The sequence below is a fragment of the Allobosea sp. NPDC055594 genome (assembly GCF_053618995.1).
The window spans coordinates 96,388-113,594 of record NZ_JBSHIO010000001.1 but is presented as its reverse complement, the minus strand read 5'-3'; the positions used below and the strand labels follow the sequence as shown (position 1 = coordinate 113,594).

At 68.7% G+C, this 17,207-nt stretch carries 16 protein-coding genes; 2 read left to right on the top strand and 14 right to left on the bottom strand.

All coding sequences use genetic code 11. The features are described 5' to 3' along the window. Nucleotides 1-228: 228 nt before the first annotated feature. The gene (locus ACWGRX_RS00580) at nucleotides 229-1,107 is read left to right on the top strand and encodes an ATP-binding protein (RefSeq protein ID WP_452115992.1); all 879 of its coding nucleotides are present in this window, start codon (nucleotides 229-231) and stop codon (nucleotides 1,105-1,107) included. Nucleotides 1,108-1,317: 210 nt separating this feature from the next. Here the strand turns inward: ACWGRX_RS00580 and ACWGRX_RS00575 are convergent, their stop codons facing one another. The 11 genes from ACWGRX_RS00575 to nagZ all read right to left on the bottom strand — a co-directional run bounded on the left by ACWGRX_RS00575 (nucleotide 1,318) and on the right by nagZ (nucleotide 11,980). Further along, nucleotides 1,318-2,655, bottom strand: a complete 1,338-nt coding sequence (locus tag ACWGRX_RS00575) for a peptidoglycan DD-metalloendopeptidase family protein (protein WP_452115991.1) — start codon at nucleotides 2,653-2,655, stop codon at nucleotides 1,318-1,320. Between the two features lie 305 nt (nucleotides 2,656-2,960). Further along, on the bottom strand, nucleotides 2,961-3,620 hold the full coding sequence (locus ACWGRX_RS00570) for a protein-L-isoaspartate O-methyltransferase family protein (protein ID WP_291638724.1): 660 nt from the start codon (nucleotides 3,618-3,620) through the stop codon (nucleotides 2,961-2,963). Between the two features lie 201 nt (nucleotides 3,621-3,821). Then, the gene (surE, locus tag ACWGRX_RS00565) at nucleotides 3,822-4,583 is read right to left on the bottom strand and encodes a 5'/3'-nucleotidase SurE (protein WP_452115990.1); all 762 of its coding nucleotides are present in this window, start codon (nucleotides 4,581-4,583) and stop codon (nucleotides 3,822-3,824) included. 4 nt (nucleotides 4,584-4,587) lie between these two features. Then, nucleotides 4,588-5,892: a serine--tRNA ligase gene (gene serS / locus ACWGRX_RS00560; RefSeq protein WP_452115989.1), complete on the bottom strand. Its 1,305-nt coding sequence runs from the start codon at nucleotides 5,890-5,892 to the stop codon at nucleotides 4,588-4,590. A gap of 193 nt (nucleotides 5,893-6,085) precedes the next feature. Continuing rightward, complete coding sequence (gene tatC / locus ACWGRX_RS00555) at nucleotides 6,086-6,925, bottom strand: twin-arginine translocase subunit TatC (RefSeq protein WP_452115988.1); 840 nt, start codon at nucleotides 6,923-6,925, stop codon at nucleotides 6,086-6,088. Further along, on the bottom strand, nucleotides 6,922-7,467 hold the full coding sequence (gene tatB, locus ACWGRX_RS00550; protein WP_452115987.1) for a Sec-independent protein translocase protein TatB: 546 nt from the start codon (nucleotides 7,465-7,467) through the stop codon (nucleotides 6,922-6,924). Before tatB ends, tatC begins: the two co-directional genes overlap by 4 nt. Before the next feature lie 158 nt (nucleotides 7,468-7,625). Continuing rightward, a complete protein-coding gene (locus tag ACWGRX_RS00545; RefSeq protein WP_452115986.1) occupies nucleotides 7,626-7,865 on the bottom strand; it encodes a twin-arginine translocase TatA/TatE family subunit in 240 nt (79 codons plus the stop codon). A gap of 66 nt (nucleotides 7,866-7,931) precedes the next feature. After that, on the bottom strand, nucleotides 7,932-9,044 hold the full coding sequence (locus ACWGRX_RS00540; protein ID WP_291648940.1) for an ABC transporter ATP-binding protein: 1,113 nt from the start codon (nucleotides 9,042-9,044) through the stop codon (nucleotides 7,932-7,934). 181 nt (nucleotides 9,045-9,225) lie between these two features. Then, the gene (gene scpB, locus ACWGRX_RS00535) at nucleotides 9,226-9,909 is read right to left on the bottom strand and encodes an SMC-Scp complex subunit ScpB (RefSeq protein WP_452115985.1); all 684 of its coding nucleotides are present in this window, start codon (nucleotides 9,907-9,909) and stop codon (nucleotides 9,226-9,228) included. Nucleotides 9,910-9,922: 13 nt separating this feature from the next. Continuing rightward, a complete protein-coding gene (locus ACWGRX_RS00530; RefSeq protein WP_452115984.1) occupies nucleotides 9,923-10,741 on the bottom strand; it encodes a segregation and condensation protein A in 819 nt (272 codons plus the stop codon). Nucleotides 10,742-10,966: 225 nt separating this feature from the next. Further along, complete coding sequence (gene nagZ / locus ACWGRX_RS00525) at nucleotides 10,967-11,980, bottom strand: beta-N-acetylhexosaminidase (protein WP_452115983.1); 1,014 nt, start codon at nucleotides 11,978-11,980, stop codon at nucleotides 10,967-10,969. Nucleotides 11,981-12,108: 128 nt separating this feature from the next. Between nagZ and ACWGRX_RS00520 the strand changes: the two genes are divergently transcribed. Further along, nucleotides 12,109-12,798, top strand: coding sequence for an RraA family protein (locus ACWGRX_RS00520; RefSeq protein ID WP_291638713.1), 690 nt, complete (start codon nucleotides 12,109-12,111; stop codon nucleotides 12,796-12,798). Between the two features lie 169 nt (nucleotides 12,799-12,967). Here ACWGRX_RS00520 and ACWGRX_RS00515 read toward each other — a convergent pair whose 3' ends face one another. From ACWGRX_RS00515 to ACWGRX_RS00505, 3 genes are all read right to left on the bottom strand, one after another. After that, nucleotides 12,968-14,062: a TRAP transporter substrate-binding protein gene (locus tag ACWGRX_RS00515; RefSeq protein ID WP_291638712.1), complete on the bottom strand. Its 1,095-nt coding sequence runs from the start codon at nucleotides 14,060-14,062 to the stop codon at nucleotides 12,968-12,970. A gap of 355 nt (nucleotides 14,063-14,417) precedes the next feature. Further along, on the bottom strand, nucleotides 14,418-15,356 hold the full coding sequence (locus tag ACWGRX_RS00510; RefSeq protein WP_452115982.1) for an arginase family protein: 939 nt from the start codon (nucleotides 15,354-15,356) through the stop codon (nucleotides 14,418-14,420). A 179-nt stretch (nucleotides 15,357-15,535) separates the two neighbouring features. After that, entirely contained in the window at nucleotides 15,536-17,155 is a 1,620-nt protein-coding gene (locus tag ACWGRX_RS00505; RefSeq protein WP_452115981.1) for an SPOR domain-containing protein, read from the bottom strand. Nucleotides 17,156-17,207: the final 52 nt, after the last annotated feature.

The following is a 17,207-nucleotide window of genomic DNA, read 5'->3' as shown; positions in this document are numbered from 1 at the left end:
CGTCGCCGGGCCGAGTGTTCGGCCGGCCGGCGCGGGGGTTGCAAAAACGGGCGGACTATAGTCAGCGGCGAGCTGAAATCAATGCGAGGGGACGGTTTTCCCCCTTCGCCGCCCTCACCTATGAGGTCCCTGCCCTTCGCGCAATGGTCTTGATTTCGAGCTTGCGCTGCGATCTATGGAGCGTACCGTACCGTTCGGTACAATCCAGACCAGCGGAAGCCCTTTCCGATGACCGACATCGCCTCCGACCAGACCCTCGACACCCTGCTGCGGATCGCCGCCGCGCTGGAGCGCCTCGCCCCGCCGGCACGGCGGGCGCCCGACCTCACCGCCGCCGACGCCTTCGTCTGGCAGGCTTCCACGCAGTCGCTCTCGCCGGTGCCGAAGGTCAACCGGGTCGCGCTCTCCCTGCTGCGCGGCGTCGACCGGGTCCGCGACACGCTGGCCGAGAACACCGAGCGTTTTGCCCGCGGCCTGCCCGCCAACAATGTCCTGCTCTGGGGCGCCCGCGGCATGGGCAAGTCCTCGCTGGTCAAGGCCGTGCATGCCGACACCAACCAGCGCCTGCCCGCCGGCGCGCGGCCGCTCAAGCTGATCGAGATCCATCGCGAGGACATCGAGAGCCTGCCGGTGCTGATGGGGCTGCTCAAGGCCGATCCTCATCCGGCCATCGTCTTCTGCGACGATCTCTCCTTCGACGGACAGGACACCTCCTACAAGTCGCTGAAGGCGGCGCTGGACGGCGGCGTCGAAGGCCGGCCGGCCAATGTCGTGTTTTATGCGACCTCGAACCGCCGGCACCTGCTGGCGCGCGAGATGGTCGAGAACGAGCGCTCGACCTCGATCAATCCCGGTGAGGCCGTAGAGGAAAAGGTCTCGCTGTCCGACCGATTCGGCCTCTGGCTCGGCTTCCACAAATGCAGCCAGGACGAGTATCTCGCCATGATCGACGGCTATGTCAGCCATTTCGGCCTGACGATCGAGCCTGAGCAGTTGCGCCGCGAAGCGCTGGAATGGGCGACGACGCGCGGCTCGCGCTCCGGCCGCACCGCCTGGCAGTACATTCAGGACCTGGCCGGGCGGCTGGAGAAGAAGCTCGAGGGGTGAGCGGTCGTCATTCTCGGGCGAAGCGAAGCACAGACCCGAGAATCTCAGGACGGGCAGATTCGGGCAAGCGCCTCTTTCTGCCTGAGATGGCCGGAGCATGCCCGGCCATGACGTGTTTCACATAGAAAACGGGGCGGCCTTTCCTGGGACCGCCCCGTCTCGTGTCGACCGGCAGGGTCTCGCGAATCCGGTCGAATGGTGAAATTCGGCTCAGTTGTTCAGGTAGGGAACCGGGTCGACCGGCGTCGAACCCTTGCGCAGCTCGAAATGCAGCTGGGGCGAGTTGACGTTGCCCGACTGGCCGGATTTGGCGACGACCTGGCCGCGCTTGACTTGGTCGCCACGCTTGACGTTGATCTCGCCATTATGGGCGTAGGCCGAGACGTAGCCGTTCGGGTGGCGGATCAGCACGAGATTGCCGTAGCCCTTGAGCTCGTTGCCGGCATAGGCGACGACGCCACCCTCGGCCGCCTTGACCGGCGTGCCTTCCGGCACCGCGATGTTGATGCCCTCGTTGCCGCCCTTGCCATTGTAGCCGGCGATGACGCGCCCGCGGGCCGGCCAGCGGAAATCGGCACTCGGGCCGGCAGGCTGCTCTTCCGCCTTGGGCGGCAGGCTGGCGGTGGTCTGCGGCTCGGCGACCGGCTTCGGCTCCGGCCTGGACTGGACCACCGGCTTCTGCTCGGCCGGCAGGCTGGCGACCTGGGTCGCGACCTTCGGCTTGGCGGCAGCGACGGGAGCCGGAGTCGCAGGCTTGGCCTCGGCCACCGGCTTCGCAGCCGCCTTGGCCTTGGCCTCGGCAGCGAAGCGAGCCCGCGATTCGTTCATCGCCTTGGCGTCGGCCGCTGCCTTTGCTCTGGCTTCGGCTGCGGCCTGCGCCTTCGCCTCGGCAGCACTGACTGCCTTCGGGGCGGCGGCGGCGGGACGCGCGGTGGGGATGGCGGCGACCGGACGCGCCGCCGGCGACGAAGCGGGCGGCGGCGCCAACCGGTTGGCGTCGTTGCGGCTCTCGTTCGGGAAGGGCTGACGCGAGGCAGTCTGGCTACCGCTGGCATTGTAGACGGGGACGACGATGCGCGTACCAGGCGTGACCTCGGCACTCGACAGGCCGTTGACCGACATCAGCGCCGAGCGCGGCACGCCGTAGCGGCCCGAGATCGTATCGAGCGTCTCGCCATGAGCCAGGACGATCGGCGTCCCGCCCTGGGCGCTCCAGCCCGCCGCAGAACCGACGACGGCGGGAGAGGAGGACGGCAAGGCCGCAGGAGCCGAGCGCAAGGTGACGGCCGAGCTGGGCGGCGGCAGCGGCTGGCTGCGAACACCTCCGGCAGGGGCGGCCGACGCGGATTCGTAGGAACGCGACGGAACCGGCTGCGGAGACGACCGCCCGATCGAACCGGTCGTGGCCGGATCGTAGCCGGACGGGGCCTGAGCGGTCCTGAAGGGATTGCTGAACGGCGCCTCGGTGAAGCGCGTAGCCTCCGAGCAGGCCCCGAGAGCGACCGTGAGGGCGCAGACCGACACGAGGCGGACCAGGGGCTTCGGCATTGCCAACTCAACTTGCTTACGCATGGACTCAGCACTCGCGAACGACGCAACTCTATGGTCCGCATTAAAGCGGCGGTTAGGTTACGAAACCGTTTCGCGAGGAGGAGCCGGCGTAAATTTTGAAGCCGGCGAACTCCGCCTCGGCGCCTGTTCGAGTTTCCCGCAGCCCTGATCCTGAGGAGCCGTTCCGCATGGATGGAGTGGCGAAGGACGCCTCGGGAGGTTCAGAAAAGCCATCCAAAGCATCCTTGCGAGACGCTGCCGCACGGCGCCTCAGGCTGAGGGCTTACTTTCCCGACCGGCCTTCAGAGCGCCAGCGCCAGGCCGGGCGCCAGCGGCGGCAGGCGGATCGCCGGGCCGAGCGCATGCTCGAAACCGTTCTCACCGCTCGTCACCACGACGCGCCGGGTGCCCCCCTCGCCCGGCAGCGCCGCGACGAGGCGCCCGCCCTGCCCGAGCCGGGCCAATAGCGCCTCAGGCAACACCTGCATCACGCCATTGACGAGGATGCGATCGAAGCGGCCGAGCGCGCGATCGGGCTGGAAGCCGTCGGCATGGTGCAGCTCGACCGATCCGGAAAAGCCGCCGCCGGCCAGCCGCTCATGGGCGGCGAGAGCGAGCGTGCGGTAGCGCTCGAGCGAGACGACCTGCGCGCCCATCGTCCCCATCAGCGCCGCGACATAGCCGGAGCCGGAGCCGATCTCGAGCACCCGGCAGCCGGGCTTGAGCTCGAGCGCGCCGAGCAGGGCCGCGACCGTGTGCGGCGCCGTCATGGTCTGGCCGCAGGGCAAGGGCACGGAGACGTCCTGGCGCGCGAGATCGGCGAAGCGCGACGGCGCGAAGTGCTCGCGCGACACCTTTTCCATCGCGCGCAGCAGGGCGAGGTCGCGCACGCCGCGCGCGCGAAGCGAGAGAAGAAAGGCGACGGTGCGCTCGCTCTCGCTGCTGGCCCCCTCCTCGGTCATCGCATTCCCGTCCCGAACCGGAGTGGTCGCTCGCCGAGCAGAAACCAAATGCCGTCATTCCGGCCGCAGCGCAGCGGAGCGCCTGAAATCATCGCAGGGCGCAGAGCCCTCCGATGATTTCCGGAGCTGGGCGGCTTCTCCGCTTGCCCGGCATGACGGTCACAGCTCATCAGCCAAGCACCGCCGAGCCGGCGCCCTCCATCACGCGAAGACCTGCGCGAAGCGGGTCAGTGTCGGTTCATGGGTCAGGTCGAGTTCCAGAGGCGTCAGCGAGATCTTGCCCTCGGCCAGCGCCCGCAGATCCGTGCCGTTCGCCGGGTCGCGCTTCGAGCGCTGGAAGGCGATCCAGAAATACGGGTTGCCGCGGCCATCCTGGCGCGGCTCGAGCTTGACCAGTTCCTGGTCGCGCCGGCCCTGCACCGTCACCGCCACGCCCTTGACCTCGGCCGGCGGGAGATTCGGGAAGTTGAGGTTGAACAGGATGTCCTTGGGAATCCCCTCCTCCAACAGACGCCGGATGATCGGCGGCGCGTGCTGCTCGGCGCAGTCCCAGCTGATCTTGTTGCGGTCGCCCGGCGTGTAGGCCTGGCTCACCGCGATCGAGGGGATGCCGAGCAGGGTGCCCTCCATCGCTGCGGCGATGGTGCCGGAATAGGTCACGTCCTCGGCGACGTTCTGGCCGCGATTGACACCGGAGAGCACGAGGTCGGGCTTGGCGTCGGCGAGGATCGAGCGCACCGCCATGATCACGCAATCGGTCGGCGTCCCCTGCACGGCGAAGCGCTTCTCCTCGATCTGGCGCAGGCGCAGCGGGTTCGACAGCGACAGCGAATGCGCGACGCCCGACTGGTCGGTCTCGGGCGCGACGACCCAGACATCATCGGAGAGCTGAGCGGCGATGCGCTCCAGCACGGCCAGCCCCTCGGCATGGATGCCGTCGTCATTGGTCACTAGGATGCGCATGGGATCAGACCGCCTTCTCGATGCGGGTCGCCCCGCGCATATAGGGAACCAGCGCCTCCGGCACGGTGATCGAGCCGTCGGCGTTCTGGTAGTTCTCCATCACCGCGATCAGCGCGCGGCCGACCGCCGTGCCCGAGCCGTTGAGGGTGTGGACGAAGAACGGGCCCTTGCCGTCCTTGGTCCTGTAACGGGCGTTCATCCGCCGCGCCTGGAAATCGCCGCAGACCGAGCAGGACGAGATCTCGCGATAGGTCTTCTGGCCCGGCAGCCAGACCTCGATGTCGTAGGTCTTCTGCGAGGCGAAGCCCATGTCGCCGGTGCACAAAGTCATCACGCGATAATGCAGGTCGAGCTTCTTCAGCACGGCCTCGGCGCAGGCCAGCATGCGCTCATGCTCCTCGCGCGACTTCTCGGGCGCGGTGATCGAGACCAGCTCGACCTTCTCGAACTGGTGCTGGCGCAGCATGCCGCGGGTGTCGCGACCGGCCGAGCCGGCCTCGGCCCGGAAGCAGGGCGTCAGCGCGGTGAAGCGGCGCGGCAGCTCCTCCTCAGAGAGGATCGATTCGCGCACCAGATTGGTCAGCGGCACCTCGGCGGTGGGGATGAGCCAATGATCCTCGCCGGCGCGAAACTGGTCGTCGCGGAACTTCGGCAGCTGCGCCGTGCCGAACATCGCGTCGTCCCGCACCATCAGCGGCGGATTGACCTCGGTGTAGCCGTGCTCCTCGACATGGGTGTCGAGCATGAACTGCCCGATGGCGCGGTTCAGCCTGGCGATCTGCCGGTCGAGCACGACGAAGCGCGAGCCCGAGAGCTTGGCCGCCTTCTCGAAATCCATCTGGCCGAGCGCCTCGCCGAGCTCGTAATGCTCCTTCGGCTGGTTGACACCGGTCAGGCGCTTGCCGCCCTGCTCCGGCTTCTCGCCATGGCAGCTGTGCTCGACATTGCCGTGCTCGTCGGCGCCTTCCGGCACATCCTCATGCGGCTGGTTCGGGATCGCCGCGAGCTGCTCGCTGAGCGCCTCGACCGCGGCCCGCTCCTCCGCCTCGAGCGCAGGACCGGCATCCTTCAGCGCCGCGACCTCGGCCTTGAGCTTCTCGGCGAGGGCGAGGTCCTTCGCGCCCATCGCCTTGCCGATCTCCTTGGAGAGGGCGTTGCGGCGCTCCTGCGCGGCCTGCGCCTTGGCGATGGCCGCACGGCGGGTGTCGTCGAGCGCGAGCAGCGAGGAGGACAGGGGCTCCAGCCCGCGCCGCTTCAGCCCCCGGTCGAACGCTTCCGCATTCTCGCGAATCCATTTGATGTCGTACATCGCCAGTCACGCCATTAATCGAAAGAGCGTGATGCTGTAGACCGGGACGGCGCGCGAGGGAACTGCCTGCATCGCTGCAATAGACGCTTCTGCCGTCATGGTCGGGCTTGTCCCGACCATCCACGGCTTCGGTCGTAAGGGCTGCGCTCGAACGCGCCTGCCCGCCACGAGGCGGACAGGCGGGGATAACGACTTACTCGCCGGCCTTCTCTGCCGCCTCTTCCGCCGCCTTCTTATCGTCGCGCTTCTTCTCGACATGGCGGACCGCGAACACCGAGAGCTCGTAGAGCAACAGCATCGGCACGGCGAGCATCAGCTGCGAGATCACGTCCGGCGGCGTCAGTACGGCTGCGACCACGAAGACGAAGACGATGGCGTAGCGGCGCTTCTCCTTCAGGAACTGCGAGGAGACGATCCCGGCCTGACCGAGCAGGGTCAGGATCACCGGCAGCTGGAAGGAGACGCCGAAGGCGAAGATCAGCGTCATGATCAACGAGAGATATTCGCTGACCTTGGGCAGGAGCTGGATGCCGGCCTGCCCCTCGGTCGCCGCCTGCTGCATGCCGATCGAGAACTTCATCAGCACCGGCATGGCGAAGAAATAGACCATGGCCGCGCCGAGCACGAAGAAGATCGGCGTCGCCGCGAGATAGGGCGCGAAGGCCTGACGCTCGTTCTTGTAGAGCCCCGGCGCGACGAATTTGTAGATCTGCGTCGCGATCACCGGGAAGGCGAAGAAGCCCGCGCCGAACGCCGCGATCTTGATCTGCGTGAAGAGATATTCCAGAGGCGCCGTGTAGATCAGCTGGACATTGGCGCCCGGCCCCGCCGCCCAGACATAGGGCTGGACCAGGAGATTGTAGATCTGCGTCGCGAAGGCGAAGCAGACGAAGAACATGATCAGGAAGGCGACCAGCGACTTGATAAGCCGCGCGCGCAGCTCGATCAGATGGTCGATCAGCGGAGCGCGCGAGGCCTCGATCTCATCTTCGCCCTCGCGATCCGAAGGCGTCTTCACCTCGGCGAGGCTCATGCCGGGCTCCCGTCTTCATTCTGGGCGGCCTTGGGCTTGCGCTTGCGGGCCGGCTTGGCGACCGGCTCCGGCGACGCGGCTTCGGCCTCCGGGATCACGGGCTCCTCGGTGGCGACCGTCTTGCGCCGGCGCTTCGGCTTGGCCGGCGCCTCCGCGGCCGCGACCGGTGCCGGATCGATCACGATTTCGGGCAAGGGCTCCGGCCCGGGAATCGCCGCGAGCTTGGCTTCCGCCTCCTTGACCGCCGCCTCGTCGGGCTTCGGCGCGGCCGGCGTGCCGAAATCCTTCATCGGCTCGATCGGGTCGAAATTGGTCGAGGCCTGCACCGAGGTGCCGATGTCCTCGACCTGCTTCTTCAGGTCGTGAAGCTCCGCCTCGCGCATCGCATCGTTGAACTGCCCCTGGAATTCCGCGGCCATGCGCCTGACCTTGCCGACCATCTGTCCGGCAGTGCGCAGCGCGCCCGGCAATTCCTTGGGGCCGATCACGATGAGCGCGACGCCCCCGACCAGCAATAATTCGCTCCAGGCGATGTCGAACATCGACGGCTAGTCCTCTCGCCACCCACGCCGCTCTAGAGCATGCGCGGCCGCAAGTGGAAACCACTTTTGCGGGCCGGCCTGCTCGAGATATCGATCCAGCGCATTCCTCTGCGTCCGGCCGCGCGCGACCGATCGGGACGCACGCTGGCGGCGCGCCATCAGGCCTTGGTTTCGGCCTTGGCAGGGGCGGGATTGGCCGTCTGCGCGTTGTGGTCGATCACCTTGGGATCGGCCGGCTGCGCGGTGGTCTCCGGCGGATCATCCTCCGCCATGCCCTTCTTGAACGACTTGATGCCCTTCGCGACGTCGCCCATCAGCTCCGAGACCTTGCCGCGGCCGAAGAGCAGCATGACGATGACACCGACGACGACCCAGTGCCAGATACTGACGCCACCCATCGCAAATTCCTCCGAATTGAACCCAGCCTCCGACCTCCCAGCCGGGCCAGTCGCTTGTGCCGGAAACTAGGTGTCCCCAGCAGGGAACACAAGGACTTCGTCGGTCGAGATGTCGAGACCGACATCCTCGCCCTCGCGAACCGACCCCGGTTGCGCGAAGCGCGCCGTGAGCGGCTTGTCGAGCCCGTCGACCGCGATCTGGAGCTCGTCCACCTCGCCAAGGAACCGCCGCATCACCACCCTGCCGGGCAGGCAGAAGCCCCTGGGCACGAGCCGGACGCCTTGCGGGCGTACGCAGACCACCGCGGCCGCGCCTTCGGCCAGTCCATTCGCGGGAAAGCGGCCGATCGGCGTATCGACGGCGCCGCGCACGACCGTCCCGTCGATTTCAGTAAGATCGCAGAAAAATCGGGCGGCAAAGAGGCTGATGGGCTTGCGATAGAGCTCCTCGCCCGTACCGATCTGGACGATCCGACCCTGGCGCATCAGCACGATCCGATCGGCGATCCGCATCGCATCCTCGGGATCATGGGTGACGATGATCGAGGTGGCGCCGATTTCATCGAGCAGCGCCATGGTCTCGTCGCGCACCGTGTCGCGCAGGCGCCGGTCGAGATTGGAGAAGGGCTCGTCCATCAGGAGCACGCCGGGCCGCGGCGCCACCGCCCGCGCCAGCGCGACGCGCTGCTGCTCGCCGCCCGAAAGCATGTGTGGATAAGCCTCGGCGAGATCGGCGAGGCCGACGCGCGCGATCGCCCGCAGGGCCGTGGCATCCGCCTGCGCATCGCCATAGCCACGCAGGCCGAAGCGGACATTCTCGCGCACGCTGAGATGCGGGAACAACGCGTAGTCCTGGAAGACCAGCCCGACGCCGCGCTCCTCCGGCTCGACGAAGGCGTCGGCCGAGGCGACATCCCTCCCCTCGAGCAGAACCCGGCCAGCGCTCGGCCGCTCGACGCCGGCTGCGAGCCGCAGCAGCGTCGTCTTGCCGCAGCCGGAATGACCGAGCAGCGCAATGACCTCGCCCGGCGCGACCGTCAGCGAGACGGCGTCCAGCGCGGTCACGCCGCCGAATCGCTGCGTGACCTCGTCGAAGCCGAGCGAGACCGGGATGGCGGCGCCGGCGGTGCCGCGCCGTCCCCAGCCCAGCCGGCGCATCATGCTTTCGCTACGAGCCAATGCGTTCTCCAAAATTGATGAAATCCTCGTCATCCTGGGCTTCGCGCAGCGAAGTCCCGGGATCCATCGCAAAGAGCGGAGACCTACGATGGATCCCGAACTACGCCGCTGAAGCGGCTTGTCCAGGATGACGGGGCGGGCGTGGGGTCGACATACCCTACTCGCCCGCGCTGTGCGGCGGCTAGCCGCCTTCGTCAAGCGGGCTGAACAGGTCGCCGAGCGGATCCTCGTCGGCGCGCAGGTCCGGATCGTCGTCCGGAACCGGTACCGAGAGGTCCTTGGAGAGCCGGCCTTCGATGAAGCCGGCGCCCTTCAATTCGTCGAGCCCGGGCAGGTCGTCGATGCGGTCGAGCCCGAAATGGTCGAGGAAGCCCTTCGTGGTACCGAAGGTCACCGGCCGGCCCGGCGAGCGCCGCCGGCCGCGCAGCCGCACCCAGCCGGCCTCGAGCAGGATGTCGAGCGTGCCCTTGGCCGTGGCGACCCCGCGGATCTCCTCGATCTCGGCCCGCGTCACCGGCTGGTGGTAGGCGATGATCGACAGGATCTCGAGCGCGGCGCGCGAGAGCCTGCGCGGCGCCTCGGCCTCCGGCGCCAGCAGATAGGCAAGATCGGGCGCGGTGCGGAAGGCGAAGCCGCCGGCGACGCGCTTCAGCGTCACGCCGCGCATCGCATAGCTTTGCTCCAGCGCCACCAGCACCTTTTCGATCGGCACATTGGCCGGCACCGACTTGGCGAGCTCCTCGGCCGAAAGCGGCGCGGTCGAAGCGAAGAGCAGCGCCTCCGCGATGCGGCAGGCGCGAGCCAGCGCTTCGGCGCCGTCCCAGCGCTCGTCGTCCTCGTCCCTCTGGGCTTCGGCCGGGGCCATGCGGATCAGGTCCTCACAATCCCAGAGACGGTGGCCGGGACGAGCGCCGACGGACATAGAGCGGCGCGAAGGCGCCGTCCTGGCGCAGGTCGAGCACACCTTCCCGCACCATTTCGAGCATGGCCGAGAGCGAGGAGGCCTTCACCGTCGCCGTCATCGTCTCGGCCGGCATGCCATGGCTCTGCATGTACTGTGCGAGATAGCCGTCGATCGCCGTCCACTCACCGGCCTCGCCGACCAGCCGCGCCAGCGCTTCGCGCGCCTCGACCAGCGAGAGCACCTGCCGATGGCCGACGCTCATCGGCGTGCGCACATGGCGCTGGCGCTGCTGCGCATAGGCGGCGAGCAGGTCGTAGAGCTCGGCCTCCCAGACCGGGCGCACCCCGGCGACCACCGCCTCCGGCGCCCCGCGCGCGAAGACATCACGGCCGAGCCGCTCGCGCACCGCCAGGCGCTGCGCCGCCGCCCGGATCGCTTCCAGCCGCTTCAGCCGCAAGGCGAGCGCGGTCGCAAGCTCGGCCGCACTCGGCTCCTCGCCCTTGGGAGGCTCCGGCAGGAGCAGGCGCGATTTCAGATAGGCGAGCCAGGCCGCCATCACGAGATAGTCGGCAGCGAGCTCGAGGCGCAGTTCCCGCGCCCGCTCGACGAAGGACAGATACTGCTCCGCCAGCGCCAGGATCGAGATCCGCGCCAGATCGACCTTCTGGCGCCGGGCGAGATCGAGCAGGAGATCGAGCGGCCCTTCATAGCCGTCGACATCGATCAGGAACGCCGGCTCCTCCACCGCGCGCTCGGGCGCGGCGCTCTCCTCGAATGGCAGTTCAGCGGCCATCGTCGGCCCATCCCCGATACAGTAACGCTTGTGGGTTCACAGCCCTCATCCTGAGAAGCCGCCCTCGGGTCCGGCCTTTGGCCGGCCCAAGGATAACTCCGCGGCGCCTCGAAGGAGGTTCCAGCGCCCTCTGGAAACATCCTTCGAAACGCGAGTGCGCTCGCTCCTCAGGATGGGGACTATGAGTGACCCCAGCGTCTCAGCCCCAACGCATGCAGGTTCGGCCTAACTTCCGCCCAAGGCAAGGGCGCTGGCGAGCTGGGCGCGTGCCGCGTCGACGTCGATCGGCTCCGGCTCATGGCGGATGCGCGCCAGCGCCATCGCCGCCCGCCGCGCCCGCTGTCCCGTCATCGCCGGGACCGCCCCGGCGACGGCGACCATCTCGTCCATGATGCCATGGCAATGCAGCACGACGTCGACACCGGCCCGGATCGCCGCCTTCGACTTCTCGGCGAAGCTGCCGGAAAGCGCCTTCATCGAGATGTCGTCGGTCATGATCAGCCCGTCGAAGCCGAGCTCGCCGCGCATCACCTCGCGGACGATCCGCCGCGAGGTCGTCGCCGGCCTGCGCGCGTCGAGGGCGGTGAAGACGACATGCGCCGTCATCGCCAGCGGCATGTCGGCGAGATGGCGGAAGGGCGTAAAATCGTGGGCGCGCAGCGCGTCGAGGCTCGCCTCGACCACCGGCAGGTCGTGATGGCTGTCGGCCTTGGCCCGGCCATGGCCGGGCATGTGCTTGATCACCGGCAGCACGCCGCCGGCGAGCAGGCCCTCGGCCGCCGCCCGGCCGAGCTTGGCCACCATCACGGGATCGCGCGCATAGGAGCGGTTGCCGATCACGTCATGGCTGCCGGCGACCGGCACGTCGAGTACCGGCAGGCAATCGACATCGATGCCGACGCTTTTGAGGTCATGCGCCATCAGCCGCGCCGAGAGCCTGACGATCTCGCGCTGCTGCACGGGATCGTTGATGGCGAGGAAGGCCAGCGCCGGCGGATAGGGCGGCCAGTGCGGCGGCCCCATGCGCTGTACCCGCCCGCCCTCCTGGTCGATCAGGATCGGCGCCTGCCAGCCGACGCATTCGCGCATCGAGGCCGTCAGCGCCGCGACCTGCGCCGGGTCCTGGGTGTTGCGCTTGAACAGGATGAAGCCCCAGGGCCGGGCGTCGCGGAAGAAGGCGCGCTCGTCGGGAGTGAGGCTCGTGCCGAGGCAGCCGGCGATGAAGGCGCGCGAGGTCATGCGACAGGCGTAGGAATGCCGGCCTTGCCGGTCAAGCGGGTGGCATCGTCGAATTGTGGGTTGCCGCTTGCGGCGGCCGCCTCCCGGCCTAGACTTTCGTCAGCCCCGTGACGCGAGACCGCATAGCCATGATCGACGAAGCCCCGCTGCTGACCATCCGCAAGACCTTCGAGCGCCCGCAGGCCAGCCTGATCGCAGCCTTGAAGGGCGCCCCGACGGCCCAGATATCCGACGCCATGCATGCCGGCGGCGCGATGGATTTCGCGATTAAGGCGCCGCCCGGCCTGCCGGAATTCTTCATCGGCACCGCCCTCACCTGCGATTGCGGTCCCGGCGACAATCTCGCGGTCTGCGCGGCCGTCGCTTTGGCCGAGCCAGGCGACGTGATCGTCGCCGCGACCCACGGCTTCACCCAGGCCGGCATCATCGGCGATCTCCTGGCCGGCATGATGAAGAACCGCGAGGTCGCCGCCTTCGTCACCGACGGCGTGGTACGCGACATCGCCGATCTGCGCCGCATCGGCCTGCCGGTGTTCTCAAAGGGCGCGACGCCTTCCTCCGTGCACCGCTCGGGCCCCGGCACGGTCGGATTGCCCATCGTCTGCGGCGGCATCGCGATCGAATCGGGCGACATCCTGATCGGCGACCCCGACGGCGTCGTCGTGGTGCCGCGTCGCCGCGCCGCCGAGATCGTCGAGCGGCTGAAAGTGGTGCGGACCAATGAGGGCGGGCTGCTCTCCGAGGTTACCGCCGGGCTCGACGCCCCGGGTTTCGTCATCGAATTGCTGGCGAGCAGCCGGGTACGCTATCTCGACTGAGCAGGCGCCAGCTGCGACCGGCTTGAATCAGATTGGCTGGATCCGGCCGCAAGCCATTGACCGAACAGCCGGATCAACGCGCCCGGAACGCGGGCGGCATTCGTTGGGAACCACTTCGTCATCCCGGCCGGGCCGCGCCCAGCCGGGATGACTGTATCGGGTCCGCCGCTCAGCGCAGCTGCGCCGCCGCCTGGGCGTTGAAGGCGTCGAAGGGCAGTTCGGCGACGCGGAACCAGAGCTGTTCCTTCTTCCAGTAGGGCAGGAAGGAATCCCAGAACGTCTTGAAGTTCGGGTTGCTGGCGGCAAGCTCGGCGTAGAGTGCGAAAGCCTCCTTGAAGGCCGCCTGCATCACGTCCTGCGGGAACGGGCGCAGCTCGGCGCCGGTGCCGACCAGGCGGATCAGCGCATCCGGGTTGCCATGGTCGTACTTGGCCATGCACAGCGCATTGGCCTCGGCGCAGGCGGCCTCGACGATAGCGCGGTAATGCGCCGGCAGCGCGTTCCACTTTTCCATGTTGGCGATAAAGCTGACATTGGCGCAGCCTTCCCAGAAGCCCGGGTAGTAGTAGTACTTCGCCACCTTCTGGAAGCCGAGCTTCTCGTCGTCATAGGGACCGGAGAACTCGGCCGCATCGAGCGTGCCACGCTCCAGCGCCGGGTAGATGTCGCCGCCGCCGAGGGTCTGCGGCACCACGCCGAGCTTCGACATGATCCGGCCGCCGAGACCGGCGATGCGGAACTTCAGGCCCTGGAGATCGGCGACCGATTTGATCTCCTTGCGGAACCAGCCGCCCATCTGCGCCCCGGTATTGCCGGAGGGGATGGTGTGGATGTTGAACTTCTTCATGAAGTCGCGGCAGAGCTCGAGCCCGCCGCCGGCATAGAGCCAGGCGTTCTGCTGGCGGGTGTTCATGCCGAAAGGCAGCGAGGTCTCGAAGGCGAAGGCGGTGTCCTTGCCGATATAGAAGCTCGCCAGGGTGTGGCTGCATTCGACCGTGCCGTTCTGCACCGCGTCGAGCGCCTGGAGCGCCGGCACGATCTCGCCGGCGGCGAAGGTCTGGATCTGGAACTGGCCGTCGGTCGCCTCGGCGACGCGCTTGGCGACCTGGGTCGAGATGCCGAACAGCGTGTCGAGGCTCTTCGGATAGCTCGAGGTCAGACGCCAGCTGACCTTCGGCATCGACTGGGCCACTGCCGGAGCGGCGATGGCGGCGCTGGCGGCGGCACCCGCGCCAGCCGACTTGATGAATTTGCGGCGGTCCATGGCTTTCCTCTTGCTTGCGAGCTTTCGCGCCTCTCGGGCGGCACTGCTCGCCAGGGTAGCGCGACGCTACCGCTACCGCCCTAGCGGCAAAACGGCACGGCCGGAAGGGCCGCATGCGCCCTAGACGGGGCGGAAAGCGGGATCGGTTGCGCCTGAAACCGCACGATCCACGGGAAAATTTCGAAGAAGCGTGCGCCGGATGGCGCGACGCATACGGCGTTCAAGCGATCTGCCGAATGGCCGAAGCGGTGCGCAAGCGCCGGCATGCATGGCCGCCGGCGAGCGACGGAGACGGTTACGGGCTCCGATACCCGATGGTGAAGGATGCCATCCAACCAGCTGAATCGATTCGGGTTCAGCGCTCGACGCTCCTGGCAAGCAGCCCTGCCGCCAGCATGGCGAGGCGGCAGACCGCGCGCGTGCCGAGCCCGCCGACATCCTGCTGCGGCACGAACTCGACGATGTTGAAGCCGATGATCGGCGCGCGCTCGGCGACCCCGTTCAGCAGATCGACGACATCGCCGAATCCGAGCCCGCCCGGCGCGCGGCCGAGCACGCCCGGCACCACCGAGGGATCGAAGCCGTCGACATCGAAGCAGACCACGACGGGGCGACCGGCCGGCACGCACTGCGCGGCATGAGCGATGCCCTTGGCCCTGAGCATGCGCATATCGATCAATTGCGCGCCGGCAGCCCGCGCATCGATGACCTCGGCCTCGCGGGCGCTGCCGATACCATGCGCGCCGACCTGGACGATCGCCTTGACGCCGGAAAGCTCGGAGGCCCGCCGCATCGTGCTCGACAGCCCGAAGCGCTCGCCCTCGACCTCCTCGCGCCAGTCGATATGCGCATCGACCTGCAGGACGCTGATCTCGTCGCGGGCGGCGAAGGCGCGCAGCGCGGGAATCTGCACACTGTCGTCGCCGCCCAGCAGCAGGCGTGCAGTCCCTCGTGCCAACAGGCTCGTATAGACGGCCTCGATCCGCGCCCGGTTCCCGGCGAGATCGGCCGGGTCGAAAGCGATGTCGCCGCAATCGACCAGCCTGTCCCGCTCCCGGAGCAGCGGGCCGCCCAGATCGAAATCATAGTGCCCGCGCCGCGCCGCCTGGGGCGCGCTCGCGGCCCGAATCGCGCTTGGTGCCGCCGCACTATGAAGCGAGCCTGATCGGTAGGGCGTCGCCCCGGGGATGCCGATCACCGCGACAGAGCCGGGCGAGACTGCATCGTAATGGACGGCCTCGCCACCGAGGAAAACGGCACCATCGGCGGGCCGGGAGATCGGATCGAGAGACATGACGGAAGACCGCGGAGCTGGAAGGACGAGGCCCCAGCCTGCCCACGGCGAACGCCGGAGGCAAGCACGCCGGGGGCGCCCCTCGCCCGGCCCGTCATGCATGGCGGGAAATGGAAACGCCGGCCGCGAATGTCGCGGCCGGCGCTGATCGAATAACGGCGATATCCGCTATGGCGGGCTCAGTTCTTGGCGATGAAGCACTGCCCGCCGGCGGCCTGGAGCGCGGTGCACATCGTCGCGGCATCCTCGCGCGAATAGGGACCGACGCGCAGGCGATAGACGGTCTTGCCGCCTGCGAGCTCGGTCTTGCGCACGATCGGGCTCTGGCCGCTGAGCTGGGTCGGGTATTTGCGCTGCAGGGCCGCGAAAGTCGCGCGCGCCTCGGCCTCGCTGCCCGGCGCCGCCAGCTGCACGGCGAATCCGCCATTGGCGTCGGCGCGGGGCGCGGCCGGCGCGGCACTGGTCGGCGCAACCGGGTCGAGCGCAGCCGTGCGGGTCCGCGGCGGCGGCGTGACGGCGGCCGGCGACGTCGTCGGCGCGGCGGCACGATCCTGCACCTTGGCGGCGTCGACCGTCGGCGTCGCCGCCGGACGGCTGACCGGCGCGGAGCCCGTCACCATCGGCTGCGGCGCGGGCGCCGCCGCACCATTGCCCGCCGGCGGAACCGGGGTGCCATCCGGGCGGATCGCGACGGTACGGACTTTGCGCGGCTCGCCCAGGCCCGGCACGGGCGGAACCGCGATCAGCCCCGGCTCGCCGGAGGCGAGCGCCGCGCTGGTCGTGTCGGACGAACCCGGGCGAGAAGGCATGGAGCGCGCCGCCTGCTGGACATCGACCGGCTGCTCCTCACGGCTGACCACCTTGGTCTCGGCCGCGGGGGTCTCGCCGGAGCGCTCATAGATCTGCTTGTTCTGGTTGGGAATCTCGGCGCCGCCGGGATTGACCGGAGCGACCTTCGTCGGCGCGGCGTCGGCGCTGATCACCGGCGGCTGGCCATCGGCTCCGACCGTCGGGCGCGAGCCGCGGAAGGTCATGGCGAGGCCGACGCCGGCAACGGTGACGGCGATCACGGCAGCAGCCGCCCACAACCCCTTGCGCGAACGCGGCTGGGCATATTGGCGCGCATCTTCCTCGGCCTGCTGCGGCTGGGCATAATCCTCGGGCAACGCCCGGTCGTAACCGACCGGGTAGCCCTGCTGCACCGCCTCGTCGAGATCGCGGGGCTCCTCAGGCACATAGGCGTGCGCGCCGGCCTCCACCTGCGGCACATAGGCCGGCGCCGCATAGCCATGCTGCGAGGCGGCCGGCTGGTCATATTCGGCATAGCCGGCTTCAGGATACGCGGTTTCCTGGCGGTGCGCCTGCTCATGAAACTGCGCCGGCACGGGTGCCATCGGGGCCGCGGGAGCCCTTCCAGGCTCAGTCCGGCGCAGCAGAGCCTCGAACTCGTCCAGGGCGCCCATCAACTCGGCCGGAGGCTGCGCGGCCTCGGCCGGAGCCTGGCTTGCGGGTGCCGGGTGGAAGGAAGGCTCGACGCGGGCCGTCGCCGGCCAGTGCGCCGGAGCCTCGGCCACGGGCCGGACGGGAGCCGCCGCCGGAGCCGAGACTGGCGCGGCAACAGGCGCAGCCGGGCGGCCGCTGAACAATTCCTTGAGCGGATCGTCCTGGCCGACGAGCCTGGTCAACTCCATCAGCGGATCGTTCGCCGAACCCGGCTTCTGCGGCTGGGCCGCGCCGCGGAGCTGGCGCTCGAGGTCATCCAGATCGAGGGCGAAACGGTTTCTAGCTGGCTCGCTCATGACGTGATCCATTCCAGCGCGCTGCCAGCGCCATCAAAGAACGGCGGCAGCG

Bases quoted from the DNA above. Each gene is read 5' to 3' on its own strand.
- ACWGRX_RS00580 (WP_452115992.1), top strand. From the start codon at position 229: ATGACCGACATCGCCTCCGACCAGACCCTCGACACCCTGCTGCGGATC.
- ACWGRX_RS00575 (WP_452115991.1), bottom strand. From the start codon at position 2,655: ATGCCGAAGCCCCTGGTCCGCCTCGTGTCGGTCTGCGCCCTCACGGTC.
- ACWGRX_RS00570 (WP_291638724.1), bottom strand. From the start codon at position 3,620: ATGACCGAGGAGGGGGCCAGCAGCGAGAGCGAGCGCACCGTCGCCTTT.
- surE (WP_452115990.1), bottom strand. From the start codon at position 4,583: ATGCGCATCCTAGTGACCAATGACGACGGCATCCATGCCGAGGGGCTG.
- serS (WP_452115989.1), bottom strand. From the start codon at position 5,892: ATGTACGACATCAAATGGATTCGCGAGAATGCGGAAGCGTTCGACCGG.
- tatC (WP_452115988.1), bottom strand. From the start codon at position 6,925: ATGAGCCTCGCCGAGGTGAAGACGCCTTCGGATCGCGAGGGCGAAGAT.
- tatB (WP_452115987.1), bottom strand. From the start codon at position 7,467: ATGTTCGACATCGCCTGGAGCGAATTATTGCTGGTCGGGGGCGTCGCG.
- ACWGRX_RS00545 (WP_452115986.1), bottom strand. From the start codon at position 7,865: ATGGGTGGCGTCAGTATCTGGCACTGGGTCGTCGTCGGTGTCATCGTC.
- scpB (WP_452115985.1), bottom strand. From the start codon at position 9,909: ATGGCCCCGGCCGAAGCCCAGAGGGACGAGGACGACGAGCGCTGGGAC.
- ACWGRX_RS00530 (WP_452115984.1), bottom strand. From the start codon at position 10,741: ATGGCCGCTGAACTGCCATTCGAGGAGAGCGCCGCGCCCGAGCGCGCG.
- nagZ (WP_452115983.1), bottom strand. From the start codon at position 11,980: ATGACCTCGCGCGCCTTCATCGCCGGCTGCCTCGGCACGAGCCTCACT.
- ACWGRX_RS00520 (WP_291638713.1), top strand. From the start codon at position 12,109: ATGATCGACGAAGCCCCGCTGCTGACCATCCGCAAGACCTTCGAGCGC.
- ACWGRX_RS00515 (WP_291638712.1), bottom strand. From the start codon at position 14,062: ATGGACCGCCGCAAATTCATCAAGTCGGCTGGCGCGGGTGCCGCCGCC.
- ACWGRX_RS00510 (WP_452115982.1), bottom strand. From the start codon at position 15,356: ATGTCTCTCGATCCGATCTCCCGGCCCGCCGATGGTGCCGTTTTCCTC.
- ACWGRX_RS00505 (WP_452115981.1), bottom strand. From the start codon at position 17,155: ATGAGCGAGCCAGCTAGAAACCGTTTCGCCCTCGATCTGGATGACCTC.